We start from the raw sequence: 25250 nt of genomic DNA, 5'->3' as shown, positions 1-25250 counted from the left end.
GAGATCCCCATGCGTAGTCCTCTGTCCCTGATCGCGGCCCTGGCGCTGTGCCTGCCGCTGGTCGCCCAGGCCGCCACCAGCGTCAATGAGCGCCATCCACTGGGCGCCGGCGGGCGCGTGGAAATCAGCAACATCGCCGGCAAGGTCACCGTGCGTGGCTGGGATCGCAACGACGTGGCACTGACCGGTTCGATGGCCGACGGGCTCACCCTCAAACAGGACAGGAGCAGCAACCGCGTGCGCTGGGAAGTGGAGTATCCGCGCGGCCGCAGCAACGGTGGGGCCACGCTGGAGCTGCGCGTTCCGCGCGCGGTGGAAGTGCAGCTGGGCACCGTCAGCGCCGACATCGACGTGGCCGACATCGACGTGCGTCGCCTGCAGGCCAACAGTGTCAGCGGCAGCATCACCGCGGCCGGGCGCAGCGGAGAAACCACCTTGAACACGGTCAGTGGCGGCATCCGCTCGCAGGTGCAGACCCCGCGGCTGGACGCGCGCACGGTCAGTGGCCAGTTGCTGGCGGGCGGCGGTGCCTCGGGCGAGGTGGCGGCCGAATCGGTCTCCGGCCGGGTCAACGTCACTGCCGGGCGGATCCAGCGGCTGGCGGTGGAAACCGTCTCGGGCAGCCTGGACGTGAGCGCGACCGGCATGGCGCCGGGCGGCAAGGTGACGATGCAGACGGTCAGCGGATCGGTCGCGCTGAAGCTGCCGGTGAATGTCTCGGCGCAGCTGAACGTCAAGACGTTCAGTGGGGGTATCCAGTCCGATGCCGGGCAGGTGGAGAAGCCGCGCTATGGCCCGGGCAGCAGCCTGGATGCGCGTCTGGGCTCGGGCGATGGGGATATTTCGATCAACTCCCATTCCGGGAGCGTGCGGGTCAGCCTGGGCCGCTGAGTGCGGCCACCGCACCGGCCGATGCCGGTGCGGTCGGCAGCAACGTCAGCCGGCTTTTTTCAGCGCCAGGGTATTGCCCAGCACTTCGATCTTGCCGCCACCTTTACGGAAGGCAGCCAGATCCGCAGCGATGCTCTGGCTGCTGACGGCGGAGTTGGACCCTTGCTTGCGGTCGACGCGAACGGTGTTGCTTGCCTTGGGGGAGGTCTTTGGCGTACGAGCCATGGATGCTCCTGCTATGGATGAAGCGTGGAAGAAAACGTCGACAGATCCTGCTGTTGTCGACGGTAGTCCTGCCGCACGAGGCGGCAATCATCGCCGCCCATGTCGAACTGGCGGCAGATCGCGGGTCGCTGCGAGTAGATCGTGCAGCGCAGGTGATACGGGTCGATCGCGGCGCACCAGCCTTCTTCGTTGCGTGCCATCACCGTGCCGCCACGCGCATCGGTGTCCAGCAGGTAGCCGGGCACGTTGTCGTCAGGCATGACGGTGACGGTGAGCCGACAACACACCGCATCGCAACGACGGCAGTCGATGGGGTCGGGCTCGGACGATGTAAGGAGTGCAGCCAGGCGTTCGCCCAATCTGAAGATCTCTTGGCGGCTCGGGGTGCAGCAGGCTGTGAACGAGCCGGATCACAGCGATGAGCGATCCCGGCACCGCGGACGAATCCGGACGGTGGCAGCATCGAAGAGGACGGTGGCCTGGGAGGCCCGGAAGATGGTGCTTGTTGCGTCAAGCGCATTGCGCTTTGAAGCCGAAAGATGATAGCGCTTCCGGCGTAACGTTTTGTTAATAAGGCCGTTCACGCCTCTTCAGGCCTTGTGCGACAAGGCCTGGTGCAAAAAAAGGGTCAGTTGGCGGCGGCCAGCGCCAGCCCGTGGACCACACCGAAGGACGGATTGCCGCGGACCAGGGTCGAGCCCGGGAAGGCATTGGCGACGGCCTGCTGCAGGTAGCCGGCGCGCGACATGCCCCCGGTCAGGAACACTGCTGCCGGGTCGTGGCCGATATCGCTGCGGACCTGCTCGAGCAGGGCGGTCAGTTCGCCCAGATAGCCGCCAGCGGCGGTTTCCAGCCGCGAGGCATCGATCTGCACCTGCAGGTCGCGTTCGATGAACCCAAGCGTGCTGTCGTGACTGGACACACTGCTCAGGGCGATCTTGCAGCGTTCGACCTCGCGGTACAGGCGCGCGGTGTTGCCGGTGTCCTGCAGGGCAGTCAGGCGCGGGCCGAACGGCGCGTCCACATCGCGGTAGGTGTGCTGGCGGAAATCGCGCTGGCGGGTCATGTCCTGCACCATCGCCGCTTCCACGTAGTGATGCGCGGGCACGCGGGTGATGCCGCGGCCGAACAGCGGCATGTAGCCGCCCAGGCTCAGCGCCAGGTCGATATCGGTACCGCCGCGGGCGATACCCCAGGCACGGTGGATGGTCGGGGCCTGGCCACCGCCCACCCGGGCATGGGCGATATCGGTGGTACCACCGCCGATGTCCACCACCACCGCGTCGTGTTCCTGCGGGCTTTCGGCGTGGTAATGCATGGCCGCGGCCGCGGGCTCTTCGAGGAAATCGATGCTGTCAAAGCCGGCGGCGATCGCCGCGCCGTGCAGGATCTCCAGCGCCTGGGCGTTGCCGGCCTCGCCGATGGAACTGCGGAACTGGACCGGACGGCCCAGCGTGGCGGTGCGGATCGGGGTGTCCAGCTGGCGCGAGGCGGTCAGGCGGATGTGCTCAAGGATGTGCGTGGCGATGCCGGCGATGGTCTGGCGCGCGCGCGGGTGCAGGTTGTAGCCGAGCATCGATTTCGGGCTCTGCACCAGGTTGCCTTCGTTCTCTTCGAAGTAGGCCTCCAGCGCGTCATCGCCGTAGACGGCGTTCTGCAGCAGGGTGGTGGAGCTGAGCGGGGCCCGCATCTGCTCTTCCATCCACTGCCGGCGCACCACGCGCAGGGCCTCACGGCGCAGTGCATCGGGCGCGCGCTCCTGGCCGGCGGCGCGGGCATCGCGCGCGGCCGCGTCGACCAGCCGGGCCAGATCGTGCTCCAGCGCCGGGGTCAGTTCGAAGTCGTTCGGGTCGCGCATCACCTCGGGGAAATACACCGTGGTGCGGAACTGTTCGGCCTGGCCGAACTGGATCGGCACCACCTTGCCGTCGATCACCACGGCGGCGGCGGAGTTGCTGGTGCCAAAGTCGATGCCGAGTTTCATGCGGTGGGCCGGGCCGGTGGTCAGGGGGCGCGCACTTTGCGGCAACGGGACCGCCGACGCAAGGGCAGGCGGTAACGGGCGGTTACACTAGTGGCCGTTTCGTTACCGAAGAGCTGTCGATGTCCGCCATTCCCGCCTGCCCGCAGTGCACCCTGGAAAACACCTATGCCGATGGCGCGCTGTTCATCTGCGCGGACTGCGGCCACGAGTGGGCGGCCGGTGACGGCGGCGGCGAGGCCCTGGTGGTACGCGACAGCAACGGCAACGTGCTGGCCGCCGGTGACACGGTCACCGTGATCAAGGACCTGAAGGTGAAGGGCTCCTCGATCCCGCTCAAGCAGGGCACGGTGATCCGCAACATCCGCCTGGTCGAGGACGACGCCGAGCACATCGAGGGCAACTCGGAAAAGATCAAGGGCCTGGTCCTGAAGACCTGCTTCCTCAAGAAGGCCTGAGCGGGCTCAGTTGGCGTTGGTGCCGCGCTGGCGCCAACGCTGCAGGCTGTCCAGCTTGGCCTGGTAGCGGGACCTGAGCGCATCGCCGCTCTCCCCGGCCAGGTCCCGCGCGCGCTGCATTTCGATCGAGGCCCGGCGTGCATCGCCGGCCAGGAAATAGCTCCGGGCCAGCGCGAAGTGGAACGGATGCGCCGTCTCGTACAGATGGACCGCCCGGCGGTAGAAACGCACGGCTGCTGCATAGTCCCGGCGCTGCTCGGCCTGGGCGCCGAACATGTACTGGGCGAACGGATCGCTGCGCTGCACACGCGCCAGCCGGCTCGCCAGCAGCGCCGCCTGGCGGGTGTCGCCCATGCGGCGGTACAGGGCGCTGGCGTTGCTCAGGCTGGCGCCATGCCGCGGCTGCAGGCGCAGCGCGGTTTCATAGTCCCTGCGGGCCTGGTCCAGGTTGCCGATGCGTGCATCGAGGACGCCGAGGTTGTTCCAGGCCGCCACGAAGTCCGGTGCCATGCCGAGGGCTGCGCTGAAGTAGGCGCGGGCCGTATCGATGTCGCCGGCGGTCATGTGGTCCGCGCCGCGGTTGTTGTAGAAATGGGCCAGCGTGCGCTGCCGGTTGATGCGCTGCGGGCCGAGGTGGTCGTAGAGCACGTTGTGGTCCAGATCGACGGTGCCGTTGCGCCCGTCCAGCACGATGCCCGCGTTGACGTGGCCCACGCTGTAGATCACCCCGGAAGCCTGGTACCAGCTCACCACCTGCGCCACTTCCTGGACATGCGCGTCGATGCCGGCCAGGTTGGCCAGGGTGACGAACAGCAGCGTAAAGGACAGGCAGTTGGCACGCCGCGTCTGCCAGGTTTCGGTGATCGTGTAGGTCGCCTCCGGGTCGTAGGCCAGGTGCAGCCCCTGTGCGTCGAAGATCATCTCCACCAGCCGCTGCAGGCGGCGCTCGCGCGAGTAGCCGGGATCGATGACCCGTTCGTGCAGCAGCGCCAGCAGCGGCGCGGGCACCTCCAGGATCTGCGCGGGCGTGGGTGGGACGGCCGCGCTTGGCCCGGCGGTGGTCACAACGGGCGCGGGGTCGGCTGCCCAGGCCGGTGCGGCGGCCAGGGCCATGCACATCATCAGCAGGAATCTGCACGCGGTCATCGCCGTCACCTCGCAGGGCGCTGGGGTCCGTCGGGTCCAGTCTAGGCGCGTTGATGGGCCCCGGCATGCCGTTCATCGGCTGTCCGCGCCATCCACAGAGGATGTGGACCAGCGGTCGACAAACGTGTGGATAACCGCGCGCACCGCCTGCACGGCAACGGTTCTGGGAAGGTGGTCAAAAAACCACCGCCCGGCTTGCCAGCGTCGCGGCGACGGCCAATCATGGTGCATGCGCTTCGAACCGATCCCCCTGCCTGCCGGGCAGCGTGCCGAGCTGGAAACCGCCTACGCCCTGCCGCCGCGGGCGTACCACAACTGGTCGCACGTGCAGGCCGTCCTGCAGCACTGCAGCACCGTCGCCGAGGCCGGCCCGGGCTGGACCCGGCCGCGCGAGGTGCAGTTGGCCGCGCTGTACCACGACGCCATCTACGAGGCGGGACGGGGCGACAACGAAGCCCGTTCGGCGGCGCTGGCGCGCGAGGCGATCGCGCGCTGGTTGCCGGCGGCCGGGATCGATGCGGGCCGGGTGGTCGAGCTGATCGAACTGACCGCCCGCCACAGCAAGCTCGCGCCCGGCGATGTCGACCCCGAAGCGGCGCTGTTCCTGGATTGCGACATGGCCATTCTCGGGGCGCCGGCGGCAGTGTTCGACGCCTACGACCGCGGTATCGCCGAGGAATACGCCGGACACGTGCCGGGCTTTGTGTTCCGGCTCAACCGGCGGCGCTTTCTCAAGCAGGTGCTGGGGCAGCCGCGGATCTTCCTGAGCGACTTCTTCCACCAGCGACTGGATGCGGCCGCGCGCGACAACCTGCGCCGGCGGGTCGGGCGCTGAAGCCCCGGCGCGAAGCATGCCCGTTACACTGTGCGCGCTGTTTTTCCTCCCTGTGTGGCCATGCCTGTGTCCGTTCCAGCCTCCGATCCGCGTCCGCAACCGCCGGAAGAACCCGGCCCCAACGAGTGCTGCGGCAGTGGCTGCCCGCTGTGCGTGCTGGATCTGTACAGCGATGAGCTGCAGCGCTACCGCGCTGCCCTGGCTGCATGGAAACAGCGCCACCCCGAGGCCACCGACTGACGCCAGGAGCCGCGATGTCGCTGCCGCTGCCACGCCCCTCCCGCTGGCCCGCCCAGCATCATGGACGCGTCGCCATGGTGACCCTGGTGGCGCTGGCGCTGTTCGTCACCACCGCGCTGTGGACGCAATGGGCACGCGATGATCTGGACTGGGTGCAGGCCACCCTGAGCCTGTACCTGCATGGCCCCTGGGGACTGGCCCTGCGCACCGCCTATTGCGTGCTGGCGCTGGCGATCATGCTGCTGGCGGTCTCGCTGCATGCCAACAGTCGTTCGCCGCGCCGCAGTGCGGCGGCGCCGCTGCTGTTCTGGGTCGCCGCGCTGGGCCTGATGGGGGTGGCGATCGGCGACAGCTGGCTGCCCGAGCGCGCGCCGCTGCTGGCGCCGCTGGTGCACGGGCTGTCGGCCAATACCGCGTTCCTGTGCGTGAGCGTGGCGATGCTGCTGCAGAGCTGGTATCTGCGCGCCGACCCGCGCTGGCGCGATTGGGCCGCTCCGGCCTGGTGGTGGGCCTGGTTGTGCTTCGCACTGCTGTGGCTGCACGTGCTGTGGCGGGGCCCACCCCGCGGCGCGGGACAGAAGCTGGTGATCGCAGTGGTGGTGGTGTGGCTGGTGTCGGTGGCCTGGCAGCTGTGGCGCCAGGCGCGCCGCGAGCCGCGCTGAGCGTCCGGCCACGGTTTGTACATGCCCTTGGCCGGGCAGGGGCGTATCGTTGGCACTCTATCCATGGGGATGCGCGACGATGCGGCGAGCCGGTTTGGGGGTGATGCTGGGACTGGTGATGGCAGGGATGACGGGGGCGGCGCTGGCCGCGCCACCGCAGCAGCTCAGCCATGGTCGTTTCGAGAACGTGCCGGTCCATCTGCCCGACGGCCACCCGCAACGGGTGGTGGTGTGGTTCGACGGCGCGGCCGGCCGCGCCGTCAGCCAGCAGCGGATCGACGCGCTGCGTGCCGACGGCGCGCTGGTCGCCCAGGTCGATGTCGCGCATCTGCGCCAGGTGCTGGCCCGCGAGAACAGCGGTGACTGCGCGTTCGGTGCGGGCGACGTCGAGAATTTCTCGCGCTGGTTCCAGGCCTATCTGCATGTGCCCGGCTACCACCTGCCACTGATCGGCGGCGATGGTGAGGGGGCGGCGCTGGCCTACGCGGTGGCCGCCCAGGCCGACACCCAGGTGTTCGCCGGGCTGATCACCACGGGGTTCTGCCCGTCCGGCGTGCGCGAGCGCAAGGTCTGCGGGGCTGGCAGCAGCCATGGCCGCCTGCAGCCGACCGAGCTGAATTTCCCGTGGTTGAACGCGGCCGGCGATGTGCATTGCCCGGCGGGAGAGTCAGCCGCGTTCGTGCGCAAGGTCGGCATGGGGCGCCAGTTCGAGCGCACCGCGCAGGGCGACGCATTGCCCGGGCTGTTGGCGGCGGCCAAGGTGATCGGCGCCCAGAAGGGCGTCAGCCTGGCGCCGCCGCCGGATGACCTCAACGGCCTGCCGGTGGTCGATGTGCCGACCACCAAAGCCGGTGACACCTTCGCCATTTTTGTCTCGGGCGATGGTGGCTGGGCGGGGCTGGACAAGGAAGTGGCCGCGTCGCTGAGCGAGGCCGGCGTGCCGGTGGTCGGCGTGGATTCACTGCGTTACTTCTGGACCGCGCGCACGCCGGAAGGGTTCGCCCGCGACCTGGAGCGCATCGCCACTCACTACAGCCGGCAGTGGCAGCGCCGCAACGTGGTGCTGGTCGGTTTCTCGCAGGGCGCCGACGTGTTGCCCGCCGCGATCAACCAGCTGTCACCGGCAACGCGGGAGGCGGTCTCGATGATCGCGCTGCTGTCGGTCGGCAAGAACGCCGATTATGAGTTCCATGTCAGCAACTGGCTCGGCGGCGGTGGCGATGGCCTGCCGATCGCGCCGGAAGTGGCCCGGCTGCCCGCCGGGAAAACACTGTGCGTGTATGGCGAAGAGGATCGCGATGCACTGTGTCCGTCGCTGCCTGCAGCGGGCAACGCGCAGATCATCAAGCTGCCCGGCGATCATCATTTCAAAGGTGACTACGATCGCCTCGCCGATACCATCGTGCAGCATCTGCCGGCGCGCTGAGCGCCGGCAGTCCCGGTGCGGCCTCAATCGTGCCGACGTGGATCCAGGGAGATCAGCCGGGTCGCATCGAGCAGGGCGGCGGGCAGGTGCACGCCGCCGGGCGCGGCCAGATAACGGGCGCGCCAGACCGGGGCGAACTTCGATTTGAAGCGGCGCAGGCCGCTGAATCCGTAGAAGCGCTCACCGTGCCGCGCGACCACGTTGGCGAAACGGTTCCAGCGCCCGGCCAGGCGATGCTGGGCGAGCCCGGACAGCGGCGCCATGCCCAGCGAGAAGCGGTGGAAGCCCTGCGCGCGGCCCCACAGGAACAGCTCGATGAACAGGAAATCCATGGTGCCTTTGGGCGCATCGTCGACATGCCGCATCAGGTCGACCGACAGTTCATTGCCGGCCGGCGCCTGCCATAGATTGGCGAAGGCCACGATGCGGCCCTCGGCCTCGACCAGCGCCACCGGGAAGCGGGACAGGTAGGCCGGGTCGAAGCTGCCCAGGGAGAAGCCCTTTTCATCACCGGCCTTGTCGTCCAGCCATTGCTGGGAGACCACCGACAGGGCCGGCAGCAGGGCCGGTACTTCCTCGGGGGGCGCGACGCGGAAGCTCAACCCGCCGCGCTTGCCGCGGTTCCAGGCCTGGCGCAGATCGGCGCGATCGCGGCCTTCCAGGGTGAAGTCCTGCAGCGGGACCATCGCCTCTTCGCCGAGTTTGACCAGGGTCAGGCCGAGATCGAGGTAGGTCTGCCAATGCGCTTCGCCGACCTGGTAGAACACCGGGCGCAGGCCGAGCCGGTCAGCCTCCTCGCGGAAGCGCCAGATCAGCGCACGCACCACCTCCGGCGGGCCGACCGGATCGCCCATCGCGATCAGCGAGCCGCCGTAGCGCTGCATCATCACGAAGCCGCGCTGCGCCTCGTCGCGCAGCACCGCCTTGTCCGCGGTGAGTACCAGGCAGGCCTGGGTGTCCTCGGCGGTGGCGAGGATCGGGGCGAGTGCGTCCAGCGTGGCGGCGTCGGCGGCCGGCAGCGGGCTGCGCGTGCTGTGCAGCAACCGCGCCAGGCCGAAGATGGTCAGCGCGATCGCCACCAGCAACAGCGCCCGCAATGCACGCGGCGCGTTGCCCTGCAGCGCGAACTGCCACCACAGCTCGTTCTGGTATTCGACGTGGCTGTAGACGAAGAACAGCAGCCAGATCACCGCCACCAGCACCAGCCCGAGGTTGCGGATCCACGGCCACGACCAGGCCTCATCCAGCAGCGCGCCCTGGCGGTAGAACTCGCGGCGCGAGGCCCACAGCGCGGCAGCCACGAGCAGCGCCGACAGCGCGATCAATACCTGCCCGCCGCGCAGCCAGATCGGCAGCGGGGACAGCACGCAGATGCCGAGTGCCAGCATCCACGCGGCATGGCTGCGCCGCTGCAGGCCCTGACCGATCAACAGCAGCGCGACACCGGCCAGACTGCCCAGCAGATGCGAGGTTTCCAGGATGGGCAGCGACGCGGTGATCAGGTGCCGACGAGGGGTCGGCAGGGTGCCGTCGATCACCAGCGCGGCGCCGACGCTGAACACCGCCAGCGCGATGATCTGCGGCAGCCACGGGCGCAGGGCGGTCCAGCCGACCCGGGTCGCACCGGCACCGGCGCGCAGCGGGCGACGCAGCGCGGGCGCCACCGCCAGCACCGTGGCCAGCAGCAGCGGCAGCACGTAGTAGGTCACGCGGTAGATCAATGCCGCCGCCAGCACCGCAGCGGGGGCAACCTGTGGCAACAGCTTCAACAGGCTCCACTCGAATACGCCCAGGCCGGCCGGCACGCTGGAGATCAGGCCGGCCAGCACCGCGACCAGGTACAGACCGACGAAACCGGGCAGCCCGGTCGGCGTATCCATCGGCAGCAGCACATAGAAGGCTGCGCTGGCCAGCACCAGTTCGACCACGCTCAGTGCCGTGACGCCGAGCATCGTGCGGCGATCCGGCAGCCACAACGCATGCCCGCGGATCCGGAAACTGCGGCCCTCGCGCCCCACCAGCAGCACCGTGCCGGCATAGGCCAGCAGGCCAAGGACGCCAATCACACGCACCGCCTGCACCGGGATCGGCAACGCCAGCGCGGCCGCGCCGGGCTCAAGCACGAAGGCCAGCGCCAGCAGCAGCCAGGCGCCGAACATGAAGCCCAGCGTGCTCATCAACACCACCTGGCCGATCTCGCCGAGCGTCAGCCCCGCGCGACCATAGCCACGCAGGCGCACCGCACCGCCGGTGAGCGCGGCAAAGCCCAGCGTCTGCCCCAGCGTATGGGCGAGGAAGGCGGTGATGCCGACCCGCGCTGGATGAAGGCGTTTGCCGCTGCGGCGCAGGCCGATCGCATCGAAGCCGATCAGGCAGGCGTAGCTGGCCAGGCCGAGCAGCACGGTCAATGCGATCTGGCCGGCGCCGAGATGACGGAACGCCTCGCGGATCGCGCGGTAACCGTGTTCGTCGAATTCGTTGGCCAGCCCGCGCAGGGCCAGGGCCAGGATCACCAGCGGGATGACGACGGTCGCGGCGCGACGCCAGGGGGCGCGGGCCGGCGTGGGAGCAGGGGCGGTGTCGGTCATCGGTACAGCGTGCTCCGGGATGGGCGATGAAAGAGTCAACGGCGGGCGTGCCTGCCGGGTTCGGCAAATCGTGCGCCTGATGCCGACGCTTGCCAAGCGGCGGCGCTGTGCGTGCTGTGGCTGCTTTGCGCACCGGCCCCGGCAGGCGCACGCTGCATCGGTGACAATGCGGTTTCATCCAGAGGAGCAAACGCCATGTTGGAACGTTTCGACGTAGGTCCGCGCATGTCCGAAATGACCGTGCACAACAAGGTCGCGTATCTGTCCGGGCAGATCCCCGAAGACACCAGCCAGGACATCACCGGCCAGACCCGTCAGGTGCTGGAAGAGATCGACAAGCTGCTGGCACTGGTGGCCAGTGACAAGCAGCACATCCTGCGCGCGGAAATCTTCCTGGCCGACATCGGCGATTTCGCCGGCATGAATGCCGCGTGGGATGAGTGGGTGGTGGCAGGCATGACCCCGGCGCGCGCGACCGTGGAAGCCAAGCTGGCCGACCCGAGCTGGAAAGTGGAGATCGTGGTGACGGCGGCCCTGCCGTAACCGTGCCGTGAAGCAGGGGCGCCATGGAGATCGACGCATCGCCATGCGCCCCGCTGTCACCGCTGTCACCGCTGTCACCGCTGTCGCGAGCAGGGCCGTAGCCGGCCTACCGCGTTACGCTGACCAGTGCGATGCAGTCCACCGGGCACGGCGGGATGCACAGTTCGCAGCCGGTGCACAGATCGGCAATGACGGTGTGCATGTACTTGGCACCGCCGACGATCGCATCGACCGGGCACGCCTGGATGCACTTGGTGCAGCCGATGCAGTCCGCTTCGATCACCACCGCGACCTGCGGTGCCTTGTGTTCGCCGCGCGAGCGGTCGAACGGCAGCGCGACGACCCCCAGCACATCCGCCAACGCGCGTGCGCCGGCATCGCCGCCTGGCGGGCAATGATCGACGCCCGCCTCGCCGCGTGCCATCGCCTCGGCATACGGGCGGCAGCCGTCGTAGCCGCATTGCCCGCATTGGGTCTGTGGCAACAGCCGGTCAAGGCGTTCGGTGAGGGTGTCGATGGGAAGGCTCATGGCGTGGCGGTGGCTGCGCGGTGGGGCATCAGGCCCGGCTGTCGCGGGCGGGTGGGGCACTGGCCGGCGCCGTCCGGCGCGGCTTCATGGGTTTGCCGCGGTACCAGCGTTCGTGGGCGAGGGCGAGCATCGGGCGGTCCTCGCTGCTGTCGCCGTAGGCATGGATGCGCAGATAGCGCGGAAGGTCGAAGCGACGGCGGATCTGCGCCGCCTTGTGCGGAGCACAGTCGCCCTGGGCATAGCGCCCGGTGAGGCGCCCGTCGCGGCTCTCCAGCCGGTTGCAGATCAGCTCCAGCCCCATCGCCTCGCACCACGGGCGCAGGTACAGGTCCAGCGAGCCGGACACGATCACCACCGTGTGCTGCTGCTTGAGGTGCCACTGGATCTGCTCGAGCATCTCCGGCCGCATCACGCCTGGCAGCACGTCACGCGCGTAGCCAGCGGCCTGCGCGGTGATGTCCTCCAGATGGCGATCGGTGAAGGTCAGGCGGGTGACGCGGCGGCGGAGCCGTTCGGCCGAGATCAGCTTCAGGCGATAGGCCAGCAGCCACGGGCCCACTTTCCACCAGGCCTGCGCGAGCTGTTCGGGGGTGGCCACACGGCGCAGGAAACGCCCATAGGTATCGCAGGTGGTGACCGTGTGGTCGAAATCGAACAGCGCCAGTTCCAACCCACACCTCCAGGCAGAAAAGCGTGGCAGGGCGACCGGGTGGCCGCCCTGCCGTCGCGGTCAGCGGACCGGCATGCCCGGCAGCGCGGCGCTGTCGGCGTCCAGCAGGGCGAGTGCGCCGCCGTCGAAACCGGCCGACAGGATCATGCCTTCGCTCAGACCGAAGCGCATCTTGCGCGGGGCCAGGTTGGCGATGAACACCACGCTGCGGCCGACCAGCTGCTCCGGCTCGCCGTAGCTGGCGCGGATGCCGGAGAAGATCTGGCGCTTGCCCAGGTCACCGGCGTCGAGTTCGAAGCGCAGCAGCTTGTCCGAGCCCTCCACGAACTCGCAGACCAGCACCTTGCCGATACGCAGATCCAGCTTGGCGAAGTCGTCGATGCCGATGTAGGCCGGCGCGGCCTCGCCATCGGTGGCCACCGCCGGTGCCGGTGCGGCAGCGGGCTTGGCCGGCTTGGCCGGGGCGGCGGGGGCCGGGGTGGCGGCCTGCAGGGTGTCCTTGGAAGCGTCGGTCATGGCGTCGATTTTTTTCGGGTCGATACGGGTGAACAGGGGCTCGTACACCGCGATGGTGTGCGCGGTCAGCGGGGTGGCGATGTCGGTCCAGGCCTGCACCGGCGCGGCCAGGAAGGCCTCGGCCTGCGCAGCGGTGGCCGGCAGCACCGGCTTGAGCGCGGTAACCAGCACGCGGAACAGGTTCAAGCCCTGGGTGCAGACCGACTGCAGCTGCGCATCGGCGCCGTCCTGCTTGGCGATCACCCACGGCTTTTCATCGTCGATGTAGCGGTTGGCTTCATCGGCCAACGCCATGGTCTGGCGCAGTGCACTGGCCGGATCGTTGCGTTCGTACGCCTCGCGGATCGGCGCCAGCGCGGCGACGAAGCGGTCGTACTGGGCGGCATCGGGCAGCGCAGCGGCCAGGCGGCCCTCGAAGCGCTTGCTGATGAAGCCGGCGCAGCGGCTGGCCAGGTTGACGAACTTGCCGACCAGATCCGCGTTGACGCGCGCGATGAAGTCGCCCAGGTTCAGGTCGAGATCGTCCACGCCGCCGGAGGACTTGGCCGCGAAGTAATAGCGTAGCGCTTCCGGTTCCAGCCCGGCATCCAGGAAAGTGCGCGCCATCACGAAGGTGCCGCGCGACTTGGACATCTTCGCGCCATCCACGGTCAGGTAGCCGTTGACGTGCAGGCGGGTCGGGGCGCGGTGGCCGGTGCCGTGCAGCACCGCCGGCCAGAACAGGCCGTGGAAGTTCACGATGTCCTTGCCGATGAAGTGGTGCAGCTCGGTGCTGGTGCCCGCGCGCAGGTGCGCCTCGAAGTCTTCGCCGGTCTTCGCGCACAGCGCCTGGAAGCTGGACAGATAGCCGATCGGCGCATCCAGCCAGACATAGAAGTACTTGCCCGGGTGGCCGGGAATCTGGAAGCCGAAGTACGGCGCATCGCGCGAGATGTCCCACGCGCGCAGGCCACCGTCGGCATTGAGCCACTCACCTAGCTTGGCCTTCACGCCCGGCAGGGCGACGTCGCCGGCCAGCCACTCGCGCAGGAAGCTTTCGAAGCGGCCGACCTCGAAGAAGAAATGCTCCGAATCGCGGATTTCCGGCGTCGCGCCGGAGATCACCGATTTCGGGTCTTTCAGGTCGGTCGGGCTGTAGGTGGCGCCGCAGACTTCGCAGTTGTCGCCGTACTGGTCCGGGGTGCCACAGTTCGGGCAGATGCCCTTGATGTAGCGGTCCGGCAGGAACATGCCCTTGGCCGGGTCGTAGAACTGGGCCACGGAGCGGCGCGCGATGTGGCCTTCCGCCTCGAGCTTGAGGTAGAAGGCTTCGGTCAGCGCCTTGTTGGCCGCCGAGTTGGTCGAGTCGTAATGATCGAACGCGACGCCGAACGCGGCGAAATCGCGCTCATGGCTGGCCTGGATGCTGGCGATGAAGGCTTCCGGGGTCACGCCGGCCTTTTCGGCCGCGAGCATGATCGGGGTGCCATGGGTGTCATCGGCGCAGACGAACCAGGTCTTGCCGCCGCTCATTCGACGCGCGCGCACCCAGATGTCAGCCTGGATGTAGCCGACCAGGTGGCCCAGGTGCAGCGGGCCGTTGGCGTAGGGCAGGGCGGTGGTGACGAGAGCGGTGCGGGTCATGGTGAGCGCTGTTGCCAGGGGAACCAGGGATTATCGCATGCCAAAACGCAGTAACCCGGCCGAAGCCGGGTTACCGGGGCTGGAACCTGCGCGGGGCTTACTCGCGCACCCAGGTCTGGGCGCGGCAGATGAAGGCCACGCAGCCGGACACGTCCAGCTTGGCGCCACCGGTCTGCAGCTTCATCTTGGACTTGTAGGTCTTGCCGTTGCCCGGGTCCAGGATGGTGCCGCCGGACCAGGCGTTGGCGCCATCGGCCTTGAGGTTCCACAGGATGGTCATGCCCTTGACCGGCTTGTTCTTGTTGGCGCCCTCGCAGCCATCGCAGACCGGGTTGGGGCCCTTGTCCGAGTGCAGGATGTCCACGACCTTGCCGGTCAGGGTGCCGTTGGTGGCCTGGGTGATCTCCACGATCGACTTCACCTTGCCGGTCTTGTCATCGATGGTCTTCCAGCGGCCGACGGCGCCATCGGCGGCGCTGGCCGACAGGGCGGCCATCATCAGCGGCAACGCCAGCAACAGGGTCTTGAAGGTCTTGCGCATGTTCCCCTCCCAGGGATGTCCGTGAACGCCGGCGCAGGCGGCCGGTACAAGGCCGACTGTATACCCATTCGCTCCGGTACGGAACGTGCCCGGCGCACGGTTCAGCCGGCGTCGGCCGGGATCTCGTACAGCTCCAGCGGCAGGTCGTCGGGATCGGCGAAGAAGGTGAACCGGCGCCCGGTGTACTCGTCCACCCGGATCGGCTCGCAGGCCACCCCGGCCGCGGCCAGGCGTTCGATCATGGGCTCCAGCAGGTGCACGCGGAAGGCCAGGTGGCGCAGGCCCTGGGCCTCGGGGCGGCTGGGGCGCGGCGGCGCCCCCGGGAACGAGAACAGCTCCAGCTGGCTGCCGTCGGGCAGGGCCAGGTCAAGCTTCCAGGAGTCGCGCGCCGCGCGGTAGTTCTCGGCGATCACCCGCAAACCGAGCACGCGGGTATAGAAATCCTTCGAGCGGGCGTAATCCGAGGCGATCAGGGCCACGTGGTGGATGCCGGTCAGCGGCGAGGTGTCCGAAGCGTTCATTGCAGGGTGTCCAGCCAGCGCCGGGCGATCTGCAGCGCCAGCGGATAGGGTTCGGGTGCGTTGCGGTTGCTGAGCACGATCACGGTGAGGCGCTGCGCCGGGTAGCGCAGGATCACGTTGCGGAAACCGATGCTCTCGCCGCTGTGCCAGTGTGCGCCGCCGTTGAGGCGCCAACCGAAGCCGTAGAACGGCACGTCCGGTTCGGCGGTGGGCGTGGCAGGGGAGAACATCTGCGTCAGCGATGTCGCTTTCAGCAGCCGCTGGTCATACAGCGCGGCATCCCACCGGGCCAGATCGTCCACCGAGGAATAGATGCCGCCATCCCCGAGCACCGCGCTCGTCAGGCTCTGGTCGGTGCGCTGCCAGCGCCCGTCGACCTCGCTGTAGCCATAGGCGCGACGGGCGATATCGTCCACCCCGTCCTGATGGGCCACGCTGTCGCGCATGCCCAGCGGCAGGAAAATCCGCTGGCGCAGGAAGGTCGCGAAATCGCTGCCGGAGGCCTTGCCGACCACCAGCGCCAGCAGTGCGTAGCCGCTGTTGCTGTAGCGATAGGCCGTGCCGGGTGTGAAGTACGTCCGGTCCTGAGCCTCCAGCAGATGCAGCACATCCTGGTCATGCACCTGCGCGGTCGCGTCGGCGGCCATCAGGTCTTCGTAGTCGAGCAGGCCGCTGGTGTGGCTGAGCAGCTGGCGCAGGGTGATCGCATCGGCGGCGGCCGGCAACGAGGGCAACCAGCGCTTCAGCGGATCATCCAGGGTCAGCGCGCCGTCCTCGGCCAGCAGCAGGATCGCCGCGGCGGTGAACTGCTTGCTGACCGAGGCCAGCCGGAAGTTGGTCTGTGCGGTCACGGCGGTGCGATCTTCCAGAACCGCCAGCCCGTAGCCGCGCCGGAACACCGGTTTGCCATCATGCAGGACCAGCACCGCGGCGCCCGGCACCTGGCCGTCGTAGCGCTGCATCAGGGCATCGATGCCCGGATCCGGCGGTGTCAGCGCCGGCGCGGCCATCACTGAACCGCTGCCGGCGATGCACATCGCGCCGATCCACCCACGTAGATGCCGCACGATGTGCATGTCCGGTTCCTTCTGCGGTCAGGGCGCGGGCGTTGCCGCACCGTTCTGGCTGGCGATCCAGCGGGCGATCTTGGCATCCAGGATATCCAGCGGCATCGAACCATCGCGCAGCACTTCCTCATGGAAGCGACGTGCATCGAAACGCGGCCCCAGTGCCGCCTTGGCCTTGTCGCGCAGCTCCATCATCTTCAGCTCGCCCAGGCCGTTGGCCAGGGTCTGCCCGGGCAGGGCCATGAAGCGCTCGACTTCGGCATTGGCATCGCTGGCACTCATGTCCGCAGTCTTGACCAGGTAGTCCACGGCCTGGCGCTTGCTCCAGCCCTGCGCGTGCACGCCGGTGTCGGCGGCCATGCGTGCGGCGCGGGTCAATGCGGCCTGGAGATAGCCGATGCGTTCGTACGGATCCTGATAGACGCCCAACTGCTCACCCAGCGACTCGGCGTACAGGCCCCAGCCTTCCACGAAGGCGATATCGCCGCCCAGTCGACGGAAGCGCGGCAGCTTGTCCAGCTCCTGCTGCAGGCCCAGCTGCACGTGGTGGCCGGGAATGCCTTCGTGCAGGAACTGCATCGGTGCGGCCCAGCGGCGGCGGCTCGGCAGATCGCCGGTGTTGATGTACAGCACGCCCGGGCGCATGCCGTCCGGCAGCGGCTGCTGGTAGCTCACCGCGCCGGCGGTGGCGGCACGCTCGGGCTCCACCGCGCGGATCTCCATCGGCGCCTTGGGCAGCGTGCCGAGCAGGGTCGGCAGGCGCGCATTGACCTGGCTCTGCAGCTGCTTGTAGCGGTTGATCAGTGCATCGGCGTTGGCGTACTGGAAATCGCGGTCGGTGCGCATCGTGCGCAGCAGCTTCTGCTGCGAGCCGCGGATCCGGTTGTCTTTCATGATCGTGGCGATCTGTGCCTGCAGCGAGGCCACGCGCTGTTCGGCCAGTGCGTGGATCTGCTCGGGCGTCAGCGTGGAGGCCGTGCTCTGCACGATGGTCTGCGCATACCAGGCCTTGCCGCCGGGCAGGCCGGCCAGGCCATCGGTGCTGCGCGCGGCGGGCAGGTACTCGGTGGCGATGAAGCCGCGCAGGGCGCGGTAGGACGGCATGATGCGCAACTCGATCATGCGCTTGTACTCGGCCGTGATGCGCGCCTTGTCAGCCTCGGGGAAATCCTCGGGCAGATTGCGCACCGGCGCCCAGAAGATGCTTTCCTCGGCGGTGGGCTTGATCACCGCATCCAGCTGCGGCAGCACTTTTTCCATCAGGTCGCGCGGCTGCACCACGCCGGCAGCCATGCCTTGGCGCATGTTGGCGATGGCCTGTTCGAACAGTGCGGGGATGCCCAGCGAACGGCGCGACCAGCCGTCGTAATCCTGCACCGTGTTGAACGGCTGGGCGCCGGAGCCGGAGCCGAGAATGGCCATGATGCTGCCGAGGTTGTAGTACTGGCTCACCGGCAGCATCCAGCCCGGGAACTGTTCGGCCGCCAGCGACATGCGCGCATCGCGCACGAAGATTTCGTAGCTGAGCAGGTCCTGGCCGGTCAGGCCATCCGGGCCGATCTTCTCGACCTTGCCCAGCCATTCCACGGTGAAATCATGCGACTGCTGGCGGTACGCAGCCGAGAGGATGTTGGGGAGTTGATCGTTGTGGCGGCTGTCGCCCTGGAAAGTGGCCTGCAGCGGGTTGAGCCGCATCGAGGCATCCCAGTACTCATCGTAGATCCGGTCCAGCTGCGCGGCCTTGCTCTGCTGGCGTACCAGCGGCTGGCGGGCAGGGGCGGCGGCCGGGCGTGCACGCGGCTTGGCCTTGGGCTTGGCGGCGGGCCGGGACTGGGCCGCGGCGGGCCGGGTGGCCTTTTTCTTGGCGGCTTCGGCCGGAGCGGCGGCACTGAAGGCCATCAGTACGGCGATGGCAAGCGCCAGGGCGCGGGCGGGGTGGGGCATCGGCTGTTTCCGTAAACGCACAGACGAGGGAGCTTGCCCGATTCGCCTGCGTACGGCCAGCATCGGCCCCCGGTCAGCTTTGTCATGTACGGCGCGCGGTCAGCTGCGGCAGCGCGAGGCTGCCGCCACGCTCAACGATCGCCGGCGCGGGTGAACGGCATGGTTTCCGGCGCGACCGCACCGCCGGAAATGATGAAGCTCATCGCCTGGTCCACGGTCCAGTCGGTCGGGGTCAGCAGCTCGACCGGCACGATTTCCAGATAGCCCGAGGTCGGATTGGGGGTGGTCGGCACGTACACCGCGGCCAGCTCGCGCCCACTGCCTTCTTCCTTCATCACCCGCGTGACCAGCCCGACCGACTTCATGTCACGGTGCGGGAAATCGATCAGCACCACGCGCTGGGTGCTGCCCGGTTCGGTCTGCAGCATGTCCAGCAGTTTCTTGGCGCTGTCATAGATGATGCTGGCCAACGGGATGCGCTTGATCACCGCGCCGAACCAGCGCAGCAGGCGCTGGCCGATCACGCGGCGGCTGAGCACACCCACCGAGAGGATGACCAGCAACGTGGCGGCCAGGGCGATGATGTCCTGCATCCACTCGACCTTGATCCAGCCCAGGTAATGCGGGAAGGAGGCGGCGATCTGCTCCGACAGCGGTACCACCAGCGGGCTGGAGATGCCCGAGAGCAGCACGAACACGAATTTGACCACCACCCAGGTCAGCCAGATCGGCAGCAGGGTCAGCAGGCCGGTCAGGAACAGGCGTTGCACGGAGGGGCGCGGAACGAGTTGGGGGGCTTCGGGCGACATCCGCGCATTGTAGCGGCGGCGATGCCCGGTTTACGCTGCCGGTCCCCGCAGGACGCGGGTACGGGGAGAATGCTGTGTTGAGGAATGGACTGAAATGGGTGGGCATCTCGATCCTGAGCCTGGTGCTGGCCGTGGTGGGACTGTGGGCAGCCTCCCGGTTCTGGCCGCTGCCGGCACAACAGCGCGAGGCGATGCGGCTGCTGCAGGCGCCCGTGCCCACGAACGGCGGCAACGGCTTCTCCGCGTTGTGGACCCTGCGCTACGACGGACTGGATGCCAACGCACGCGAGGCGGTGCTGGCGCACGATGTGGAGCGTTGGCGCACCGGCACGCCCGGCCAGCGGCCGGTGGACTCCAGCGCGGAAGGACGCTACGCCGCTACGCCGCTGCCCGCGCTGGCGCGGTGTGGCCGTCGGGGCATGGGCTGTCTTGCGGCGGTGCGCGCCGACCCGGAGCGTTTCGCCGCCGCGCATGCCGGTCATGATGCGCTTCACCAGCGCGTGGCCGCGATTGCCGGCCATGGGCACTTCGTCTCCCCGTTCATGCCGTTCGATACCGACCCGATGGTCCCGCTGCCGGCCTTCCACCCGATGCTCGACCCGGTATCGGCGCATGCGCTTGCCCACGTGCGTGGCGACAGTGGCGCCGCACTCGCTGGTGCGTGTGCGGACATCCTCAGTGGGCGCCGGATGACGGGGCAGGGCGATACGCTGATCACCAGCATGATCGGCGCGGCGGTGGTGGAGACCAACGCGCGGCTGCTGGCCGACATCCTGGTCGAACTGCCCGCCGATGCGACGCTGCCTGCGGCCTGTGAGGCCGCACTGACACCCATGACGTCCGGCGAGCAGAGCCTGGGCATGGCGATGCGCGGTGAGTTCGCGCTGGCCGGGGCGGGGTTGCGCCTGGCCAGCGGAGACCCCAAGGGCAATCGCCTGCTGCTGGATGTGCCCCGTACCCAGGCGCGCATGGCGCCGCGCTACGCGTGGGCGTGCGCTGCCAGTGCCGAGCTGGTGGCAGCGCGCGATGCGCCCGCCCCGATTCCCGGGCCGGCGCAGGATCGCTTTGCGTGCATCGCCAATCCGCTGGGCTGCAGCCTGGCCAATCTTCCCGGGCCGGACATGCAGCAGTACGCGGGCCGCCCGCAGGACGCCGCCGCGATGCTGCGCCTGGTGGCAGCACAGCGCTGGCTGCGCCAGCAGCCTGGCGAGGCATCCGTGGCGCTTGAGAGGTTGCCGGAGGCGCTGCGTTCGCCCACCCGCACCCCGGTGCTCAGCGACGATGGCCTGTGGCTGCAGGTGGACCGGCGCGTGGTGAGGGACGAGGGCGGGCCGACCCTGCAGGTGCCGATGCAGGCGCCGGCACATTGAACCGCGCGCGGTGCGGCGGCGGTTCAGCGCCCCTCGGCGTCCGCCAGCGGTTCGAAGCTGCTGCCGTCGCCCACCGTCTCCAGGGTCCAGCGGCGCGGTGAGGTCAGCGTTTCCCAACGCACCGTTTCGCGGTCGGCGTCGGTGCTGCCCTCGGCGTGGCGCACCCGGCGGGTCGAGTAATTGATGCTCAGGTCTTCGGTCTGCCCGGAATTGCGCATCAACGAACTGCGGTCGTAGCCGATCAGCGCGAAGGCGCCATCCTGCCAGCGGAAGGTGAAGCTGGCCGAGCCGGTGGACCAGCTGCCGGCATTGGAAAAGAAGAACAGGGTGGTGCGCAGGGTGCCGCGCACGATCGAGACGCCCGCGCCGTCCTCGAATACGTCGGACAGGTTCGGCGCCTCATGGCGGGTGATCAGCGTGTGGTTCTGCGCGGCGAGCGCGTAGCCGTCCTGCGTGGCCCACGCGATGGCAAGCAGGCGCGGATTGCTGTCCAGCGGGCTGATCCCGAAGCCATCGTGTTCGACGATGTTGCGCGGGTCCTGCTGGCGCAGCACCAGTACCAGGTCATCGCGCCTGTCACCGTTGAGGTCGCCGCTCAACTGCTGCTCGATACGCCAGCCTGCGGGCACGAAGCCGGCCGCGGAGGTGGCACTGGCCGGCAGCACCGGGTAGGCGACCGGCGGGATCCGCAGTTCCTGGCCAACGGCGGGCAGGGCGGTGAGCAGCAGGGTGATCAGAAGCGGCAGGCGCATGGTCGTCCGTGGGGTGGAGCCGGCGCGCGAGCATAGCAGCGCGCTGTCGTTCACCCCGCGCGCTGGCGCGCCCCGGGCTTGAGGCGCAGGTAGACCTGCTTGCGCACGCGCGCGATGACCTCGCCCTGGGCATCGACGATGTCATTGCTGAACCAGTGCAGGTATTTCCCGCCGTCGGCGGTGGCTGCGCGCAACTGGTCCAGCAGTGGCTCGTCCAGACGGAACTCGGCCGCCACCGTGCCGCGGCCCGGCTTGAGGAATTCGATCTCGCCGGCGCGGTCCCAGACGTAGTAATCGCGCCCCAGGTTCTGCATCACGGTGAGCATCCAGAACGGATCGGTCATCGCGAACAGGCTGCCACCGAAGTGGGTGCCGACGTAGTTGCGGTTCCACGGGCGCATGCGCAGCTCGACGCGCACATGGCGGTAGTCCGGGCTGACATCGGTCACGTGGATGCCGGTGAACAGGAACGGCGGCCACAGGTTGATGCCGTGGCGGAAGACAGCGGCCTTCATTCGGATCACGTCACGCTGGGGAGGTGATCGGAGTCTAACATTCGCTTGCGTATGGTGCTTGGCGGGGCTCAGCCCGGGCCGCCGTCATCGGCCGCATAGCCGTTCCGCCCGGCCGCCTTGGCCTGGTACAGCGCCGCATCGGCTCCTTCGAAGAAGTGACGCGGTTCGGTGCCCGGCGTCGGCACCCGGGTGAACACGCCGGCGCTCAGGGTGATATGGGTGGTCGCACCGCGGCCGGCCGGAATCTCCAGCCCCTGCGCCCGTGCGACCAGGTCCTGCACCACCTGCACCGCACCTTCCGGCGTCGTGTCGGGCAGGATCAACGCGAACTCGTCGCCGCCGAAGCGCGCGGCCATGTCGCGCGGGCGGCGCGCGTGCGCACGGATCTCCTGGGCGATCCGGCGCAGCACGGTGTCACCGGCCTGGTGACCGAACTCGTCGTTGTGGCGCTTGAAGTGATCCACATCGATCAACACCAGGCTCAGCGGCCGCCCGCTGCGCCGACCGGCGTCGTGCTCGGCCTGCAGGGTCTGCTCGAAGCGCAGCCGGTTGCCCAGCCCGGTGAGCGCATCGCTGTTGGCCTGGCGACGCCAGGCGCTGACCCGCCACAGCGTCCAGGCCAGCAGCACGGCCAGCATGCCGGTCAGGGCCGCAGCCGGTGCGAACCACAGGTTGCCCGCGCGCAGCAGCACGAAGCTGAGCAGCAGCGTCAGCGGGAGGGCGAGCACGCCGATGAGCCATGCCCGCGGCAGCGTCAACAACAGGCAGCACAGCGCGACCAGCACCCCGGCGAGGGCGCTCTGCCATGCCGACGGCAGCGGGTTGATGACCTTGTCGGCCAGCAGCATCGAAGCGACGTTGGCCTGGTACTCGCTGCCACTCATCCAGCGCTCGCGGGTGGTGGGCGTCAGCAAGCGCGGCGCGATCCCGCTGGCAGTCGTTCCGACCAGCACCCGGCGCCCGCGCAGCAAGGCCGGATCAACCTCGCCGTTGAGTACGTCGGCATAGGAAACCTGCGGGAAGCGCTCGGGCGGGCCGGCGTAGCGCACGCGCACATAGTGGTCGCGCCGCCATTGATAGGGCGAGGCCAGATCGGGCTGGGGGTCATGCAGGCCCGGCAGCGGGCCGCGCGTGTCGGCCAGCGCCAGCCCCAGTGCCGGCCAGTGCGGTGAGCCGATCCCGGCGGTGAGGTACAGGCCACGGGCCACGCCATCGCCGTCGACTTCGATATCGCTGTGCCCCAGGCTGGCCGCGTTGGCGGCGATCAGTGGGATCGGCAGCAGTTCCTCGGCCATGCGCGGGCCACTGGCCGGGGCCGCCAGTACCGGCAGCACCACGTGCCCGTTGCGGCGGATCGCCGCGGCCAGCTCGGCATCCTGGGCGCTGTCCTGCCGGTCCGGCTCGGACAGCATCAGGTCCAGCACCACGCGCTCGGCGCGGGCGTCGGTGAGCCGGTCCAGCAGGCGCGCGTGGGTGCCGCGCGGCCACGGCCACTGGCCCAGCTGCTGCAGGCTGTTGTCGTCGATCGCCACGATCAGCAGGCGGGCGTCGGGGGTGTACTCCCACCCGCCGACGTAGGCGTCGTAGACCGCCTCGTCCTGCTTCCAGAACCATTGCCAGTGACTGGCCGCGACCGCCAGCGCACCGACCAGCGCGGCCAGCAGGAGGCGGTGGGGCCAGGGCAGATGCAGCGGCGTCACAGCAGCAGCCACAACAGCAGCGCACTGCCCCCGGTGGCGTAGCAGGTGCGGCACGGCAGGGCGATCTGCTGTGCCGGCGAGAACGGCCCCGCGTAACCGTCGTCGTCGATGTACTGCACGCGCACATGCAGGGTGCCGCGCCAGGGGCGCTTGATCGACACCTCCGGCTGGTCCAGTTCGCGATCCAGCAGCGGCGCACTGAAATCGCCGCGGCGGTCCAGCTGCACGCGATAGCGCTGGCCCGGTTCGCCCGCCTGCCAGCGCAGGGTCAGCTGGCCCTGGGCGGCTTCCGGCGGTTGCAGCGCCGGGTCGACCGGCTCGTCGGTGATGGTCAGCGGCAGCGGCTGGCCGAAGCGGCCGCGGTCGCCGTTGCGATCCACCGACGCCACGCGCCAGACATAGTCCCCCGGGGCCAGATCCAGGATGGGACGCAGGTGGGTGGCGCGGGTGTCCTGTTCAAGCAGAAGAGTGAGGAACTGCGGATCGCGGGCGATCTGCAGCACCGTGCGCTCGGCCTCGGCCACCCGGGTCCACTCGAAGCGCGGGCGCGCGCTGTTGAGGGTCTGCCCATGCAGCGGGCGCACGGTCAGCGGCGGGACCGGCTGATCGCGCACCAGGAAGTCCTGCCTGGCGTCCAGGCCTTCGACCTGCGCTGCGCTGACCGCCCGTACCAGCAGGCGCAGCTCGCCTGGCGGCAGGTCGGGCAGGGTGAGCGTTGTGGCAGCGGTATCGCGCCCGAACAGCAGCACGTCGGGTTGATCGGCGCGGACCACCTCGACCCGGTATCCGGCAGCATCGCTGACCGGCTGCCAGGCCACGGTAGCCGGCAGGGTGGCGAGCCGCTGCGGCTGGGTCGCCATCATGGGTGCGGGCAGCAACGCCTCCAGGCCGGCCGGGCGCGTGTCCAGCGAGGGGCTGCGGGTGGCCTGGCCGCGGCTGACCAAGCGCTGGCCACGGCGGTTGCCGACCTGCACCCGGCCTTCCAGCACTTCGGTCGCCGCGCCGCGGCCGTCCTGGCCGGCGCTGACCCGGAACACGGTGCCGCGCACGCTGCTGGTCGCGGTCGGTGCATCGATGATGTAGCGCGAGGCCGGTCCCTTGGCAGGGGTCACCCGGTTGCTGGCGCGGCCCTGTTCCAGCCGCAGGCGGGTATCGACCATGCCGGTGTGCCCGTAGCGCGAGAGCTGGTCGAAGCGCAGGCGCGAGCGCTCGCGCAGCTGAAGACGCGAATCATCGGCGAACACCACGGTGACGCTGGCGTCCTCGCCGGTGACCAGCTCCTGACCGATCCGCAGCAGATCACCTTCGATCACATCGCGACGGGGCTGGCCGTCGGCCTGGCTCTGCACCGGGCCGCGCACGGCGAGCACGCGTGCCGGCGCGGGCTGCACCTGCAGCCAGGCCACCGGGAAGCGCAGCTGGCTGCCGGGGGGCAGGCGGTAGGGAGCGGCGATGCCGTTATGCGACTGCAGCTGTTCCCAGGCAATGGACGGCTTGAGGTAGCGGGCACTCAGGTCCCAGATCGTGTCGCCGGGACGCACCCGGTAGGTCCAGTCCTGTGCCAGCAGCGGCGCGGCGGACAGCAGCAACGCCACCAGCACCACAAGGCGGGCAGCCAAAGGGAAACGAGGCAATCGGGTCAATCTCACGGTCATTCACGGCCCTGCAAGGCGGGGCGCAGCCAAGTAGGCCGCCATG

25 protein-coding genes are annotated in these 25250 nt (G+C 69.1%); 8 read left to right on the top strand and 17 right to left on the bottom strand.

All coding sequences use genetic code 11. The features are described 5' to 3' along the window. The first annotated feature begins 9 nt into the window (after positions 1-9). Positions 10-891, top strand: coding sequence for a DUF4097 family beta strand repeat-containing protein (locus PV764_RS05690; RefSeq protein ID WP_019183416.1), 882 nt, complete (start codon positions 10-12; stop codon positions 889-891). 45 nt (positions 892-936) lie between these two features. Here PV764_RS05690 and PV764_RS05685 read toward each other — a convergent pair whose 3' ends face one another. The 3 genes from PV764_RS05685 to PV764_RS05675 all read right to left on the bottom strand — a co-directional run bounded on the left by PV764_RS05685 (position 937) and on the right by PV764_RS05675 (position 3100). Then, positions 937-1116: a hypothetical protein gene (locus PV764_RS05685; RefSeq protein WP_019183415.1), complete on the bottom strand. Its 180-nt coding sequence runs from the start codon at positions 1114-1116 to the stop codon at positions 937-939. Positions 1117-1127: 11 nt separating this feature from the next. After that, complete coding sequence (locus PV764_RS05680) at positions 1128-1427, bottom strand: YkgJ family cysteine cluster protein (RefSeq protein WP_080114834.1); 300 nt, start codon at positions 1425-1427, stop codon at positions 1128-1130. 317 nt (positions 1428-1744) lie between these two features. Further along, positions 1745-3100 carry an Hsp70 family protein gene (locus tag PV764_RS05675; protein WP_399619173.1) on the bottom strand — a complete coding sequence of 452 codons (1356 nt, stop codon included), beginning with the start codon at positions 3098-3100 and terminating at the stop codon, positions 1745-1747. A gap of 119 nt (positions 3101-3219) precedes the next feature. Here PV764_RS05675 and PV764_RS05670 point away from each other — a divergent pair, with 119 nt between their 5' ends. Then, positions 3220-3555 (top strand): zinc ribbon domain-containing protein YjdM, encoded by a 336-nt coding sequence (locus PV764_RS05670; RefSeq protein WP_019183411.1) that lies wholly within the window; start codon positions 3220-3222, stop codon positions 3553-3555. Positions 3556-3561: 6 nt separating this feature from the next. On the opposite strand, the gene PV764_RS05665 is transcribed toward PV764_RS05670, so the two are convergent. Continuing rightward, entirely contained in the window at positions 3562-4701 is a 1140-nt protein-coding gene (locus tag PV764_RS05665; RefSeq protein WP_421116290.1) for a tetratricopeptide repeat protein, read from the bottom strand. A 229-nt stretch (positions 4702-4930) separates the two neighbouring features. Between PV764_RS05665 and PV764_RS05660 the strand changes: the two genes are divergently transcribed. From PV764_RS05660 to PV764_RS05645, 4 genes are all read left to right on the top strand, one after another. Continuing rightward, positions 4931-5536: a hypothetical protein gene (locus PV764_RS05660; RefSeq protein ID WP_070471019.1), complete on the top strand. Its 606-nt coding sequence runs from the start codon at positions 4931-4933 to the stop codon at positions 5534-5536. Between the two features lie 60 nt (positions 5537-5596). Beyond that, positions 5597-5776, top strand: coding sequence for an oxidoreductase-like domain-containing protein (locus PV764_RS05655; RefSeq protein ID WP_037553198.1), 180 nt, complete (start codon positions 5597-5599; stop codon positions 5774-5776). A gap of 14 nt (positions 5777-5790) precedes the next feature. Beyond that, positions 5791-6438 (top strand): DUF998 domain-containing protein, encoded by a 648-nt coding sequence (locus PV764_RS05650; protein ID WP_421116289.1) that lies wholly within the window; start codon positions 5791-5793, stop codon positions 6436-6438. A gap of 79 nt (positions 6439-6517) precedes the next feature. Then, positions 6518-7864, top strand: coding sequence for a virulence factor family protein (locus tag PV764_RS05645; RefSeq protein ID WP_421116288.1), 1347 nt, complete (start codon positions 6518-6520; stop codon positions 7862-7864). A gap of 23 nt (positions 7865-7887) precedes the next feature. Here the strand turns inward: PV764_RS05645 and mprF are convergent, their stop codons facing one another. Then, the gene (gene mprF, locus PV764_RS05640; protein ID WP_421116287.1) at positions 7888-10452 is read right to left on the bottom strand and encodes a bifunctional lysylphosphatidylglycerol flippase/synthetase MprF; all 2565 of its coding nucleotides are present in this window, start codon (positions 10450-10452) and stop codon (positions 7888-7890) included. 195 nt (positions 10453-10647) lie between these two features. On the opposite strand from mprF, the gene PV764_RS05635 reads away from it, so the two are divergent. Further along, entirely contained in the window at positions 10648-10995 is a 348-nt protein-coding gene (locus tag PV764_RS05635) for a RidA family protein (RefSeq protein ID WP_019183404.1), read from the top strand. Positions 10996-11101: 106 nt separating this feature from the next. Here the strand turns inward: PV764_RS05635 and rnfB are convergent, their stop codons facing one another. From rnfB to PV764_RS05595, 8 genes are all read right to left on the bottom strand, one after another. Further along, positions 11102-11524, bottom strand: coding sequence for an Rnf electron transport complex subunit RnfB (gene rnfB / locus PV764_RS05630; RefSeq protein ID WP_019183403.1), 423 nt, complete (start codon positions 11522-11524; stop codon positions 11102-11104). Between the two features lie 28 nt (positions 11525-11552). Further along, entirely contained in the window at positions 11553-12194 is a 642-nt protein-coding gene (locus PV764_RS05625; RefSeq protein WP_266086183.1) for an HAD-IB family phosphatase, read from the bottom strand. 60 nt (positions 12195-12254) lie between these two features. After that, on the bottom strand, positions 12255-14333 hold the full coding sequence (gene metG / locus PV764_RS05620; RefSeq protein ID WP_421116286.1) for a methionine--tRNA ligase: 2079 nt from the start codon (positions 14331-14333) through the stop codon (positions 12255-12257). A 97-nt stretch (positions 14334-14430) separates the two neighbouring features. Next, complete coding sequence (locus PV764_RS05615; RefSeq protein WP_266085437.1) at positions 14431-14874, bottom strand: DUF2147 domain-containing protein; 444 nt, start codon at positions 14872-14874, stop codon at positions 14431-14433. A 101-nt stretch (positions 14875-14975) separates the two neighbouring features. Beyond that, positions 14976-15395, bottom strand: coding sequence for a VOC family protein (locus PV764_RS05610; protein WP_421116285.1), 420 nt, complete (start codon positions 15393-15395; stop codon positions 14976-14978). Beyond that, positions 15392-16432 (bottom strand): serine hydrolase domain-containing protein, encoded by a 1041-nt coding sequence (locus PV764_RS05605; protein WP_421116375.1) that lies wholly within the window; start codon positions 16430-16432, stop codon positions 15392-15394. The genes PV764_RS05610 and PV764_RS05605 overlap by 4 nt, the downstream gene beginning before the upstream one ends. Before the next feature lie 57 nt (positions 16433-16489). After that, entirely contained in the window at positions 16490-18406 is a 1917-nt protein-coding gene (locus PV764_RS05600) for a DUF885 domain-containing protein (RefSeq protein ID WP_421116284.1), read from the bottom strand. Between the two features lie 131 nt (positions 18407-18537). Then, the gene (locus PV764_RS05595) at positions 18538-19215 is read right to left on the bottom strand and encodes a DUF502 domain-containing protein (RefSeq protein ID WP_019183396.1); all 678 of its coding nucleotides are present in this window, start codon (positions 19213-19215) and stop codon (positions 18538-18540) included. 98 nt (positions 19216-19313) lie between these two features. Between PV764_RS05595 and PV764_RS05590 the strand changes: the two genes are divergently transcribed. Further along, complete coding sequence (locus PV764_RS05590) at positions 19314-20585, top strand: hypothetical protein (RefSeq protein WP_421116283.1); 1272 nt, start codon at positions 19314-19316, stop codon at positions 20583-20585. A gap of 23 nt (positions 20586-20608) precedes the next feature. On the opposite strand, the gene PV764_RS05585 is transcribed toward PV764_RS05590, so the two are convergent. From PV764_RS05585 to PV764_RS05570, 4 genes are all read right to left on the bottom strand, one after another. Next, entirely contained in the window at positions 20609-21337 is a 729-nt protein-coding gene (locus tag PV764_RS05585) for a hypothetical protein (RefSeq protein ID WP_421116282.1), read from the bottom strand. A gap of 50 nt (positions 21338-21387) precedes the next feature. Then, complete coding sequence (locus PV764_RS05580; protein WP_019183393.1) at positions 21388-21852, bottom strand: DUF4442 domain-containing protein; 465 nt, start codon at positions 21850-21852, stop codon at positions 21388-21390. A 68-nt stretch (positions 21853-21920) separates the two neighbouring features. Continuing rightward, on the bottom strand, positions 21921-23552 hold the full coding sequence (locus tag PV764_RS05575; protein WP_421116281.1) for a CHASE2 domain-containing protein: 1632 nt from the start codon (positions 23550-23552) through the stop codon (positions 21921-21923). Beyond that, complete coding sequence (locus PV764_RS05570; RefSeq protein ID WP_421116280.1) at positions 23549-25207, bottom strand: FecR domain-containing protein; 1659 nt, start codon at positions 25205-25207, stop codon at positions 23549-23551. Before PV764_RS05570 ends, PV764_RS05575 begins: the two co-directional genes overlap by 4 nt. Between the last annotated feature and the right edge of the window lie 43 nt (positions 25208-25250).

It is taken from the genome of Stenotrophomonas sp. AS1, from assembly GCF_048957655.1.
Lineage (GTDB): Bacteria > Pseudomonadota > Gammaproteobacteria > Xanthomonadales > Xanthomonadaceae > Stenotrophomonas > Stenotrophomonas bentonitica_A.
Note: the sequence above shows the minus strand (reverse complement) of the source record. Positions and strands in the feature narration are given on the sequence as shown.

Bases quoted from the DNA above. Each gene is read 5' to 3' on its own strand.
- PV764_RS05605 (WP_421116375.1), bottom strand. From the start codon at position 16,432: ATGTGCATCGCCGGCAGCGGTTCAGTGATGGCCGCGCCGGCGCTGACA.
- PV764_RS05595 (WP_019183396.1), bottom strand. From the start codon at position 19,215: ATGTCGCCCGAAGCCCCCCAACTCGTTCCGCGCCCCTCCGTGCAACGC.
- PV764_RS05690 (WP_019183416.1), top strand. From the start codon at position 10: ATGCGTAGTCCTCTGTCCCTGATCGCGGCCCTGGCGCTGTGCCTGCCG.
- PV764_RS05685 (WP_019183415.1), bottom strand. From the start codon at position 1,116: ATGGCTCGTACGCCAAAGACCTCCCCCAAGGCAAGCAACACCGTTCGC.
- PV764_RS05665 (WP_421116290.1), bottom strand. From the start codon at position 4,701: ATGACCGCGTGCAGATTCCTGCTGATGATGTGCATGGCCCTGGCCGCC.
- PV764_RS05650 (WP_421116289.1), top strand. From the start codon at position 5,791: ATGTCGCTGCCGCTGCCACGCCCCTCCCGCTGGCCCGCCCAGCATCAT.
- PV764_RS05615 (WP_266085437.1), bottom strand. From the start codon at position 14,874: ATGCGCAAGACCTTCAAGACCCTGTTGCTGGCGTTGCCGCTGATGATG.
- PV764_RS05660 (WP_070471019.1), top strand. From the start codon at position 4,931: ATGCGCTTCGAACCGATCCCCCTGCCTGCCGGGCAGCGTGCCGAGCTG.
- PV764_RS05655 (WP_037553198.1), top strand. From the start codon at position 5,597: ATGCCTGTGTCCGTTCCAGCCTCCGATCCGCGTCCGCAACCGCCGGAA.
- PV764_RS05670 (WP_019183411.1), top strand. From the start codon at position 3,220: ATGTCCGCCATTCCCGCCTGCCCGCAGTGCACCCTGGAAAACACCTAT.
- rnfB (WP_019183403.1), bottom strand. From the start codon at position 11,524: ATGAGCCTTCCCATCGACACCCTCACCGAACGCCTTGACCGGCTGTTG.
- PV764_RS05645 (WP_421116288.1), top strand. From the start codon at position 6,518: ATGCGGCGAGCCGGTTTGGGGGTGATGCTGGGACTGGTGATGGCAGGG.
- PV764_RS05675 (WP_399619173.1), bottom strand. From the start codon at position 3,100: ATGAAACTCGGCATCGACTTTGGCACCAGCAACTCCGCCGCCGCCGTG.
- mprF (WP_421116287.1), bottom strand. From the start codon at position 10,452: ATGACCGACACCGCCCCTGCTCCCACGCCGGCCCGCGCCCCCTGGCGT.
- PV764_RS05610 (WP_421116285.1), bottom strand. From the start codon at position 15,395: ATGAACGCTTCGGACACCTCGCCGCTGACCGGCATCCACCACGTGGCC.
- PV764_RS05580 (WP_019183393.1), bottom strand. From the start codon at position 21,852: ATGAAGGCCGCTGTCTTCCGCCACGGCATCAACCTGTGGCCGCCGTTC.
- PV764_RS05570 (WP_421116280.1), bottom strand. From the start codon at position 25,207: ATGACCGTGAGATTGACCCGATTGCCTCGTTTCCCTTTGGCTGCCCGC.
- PV764_RS05585 (WP_421116282.1), bottom strand. From the start codon at position 21,337: ATGCGCCTGCCGCTTCTGATCACCCTGCTGCTCACCGCCCTGCCCGCC.
- PV764_RS05635 (WP_019183404.1), top strand. From the start codon at position 10,648: ATGTTGGAACGTTTCGACGTAGGTCCGCGCATGTCCGAAATGACCGTG.
- PV764_RS05600 (WP_421116284.1), bottom strand. From the start codon at position 18,406: ATGCCCCACCCCGCCCGCGCCCTGGCGCTTGCCATCGCCGTACTGATG.
- metG (WP_421116286.1), bottom strand. From the start codon at position 14,333: ATGACCCGCACCGCTCTCGTCACCACCGCCCTGCCCTACGCCAACGGC.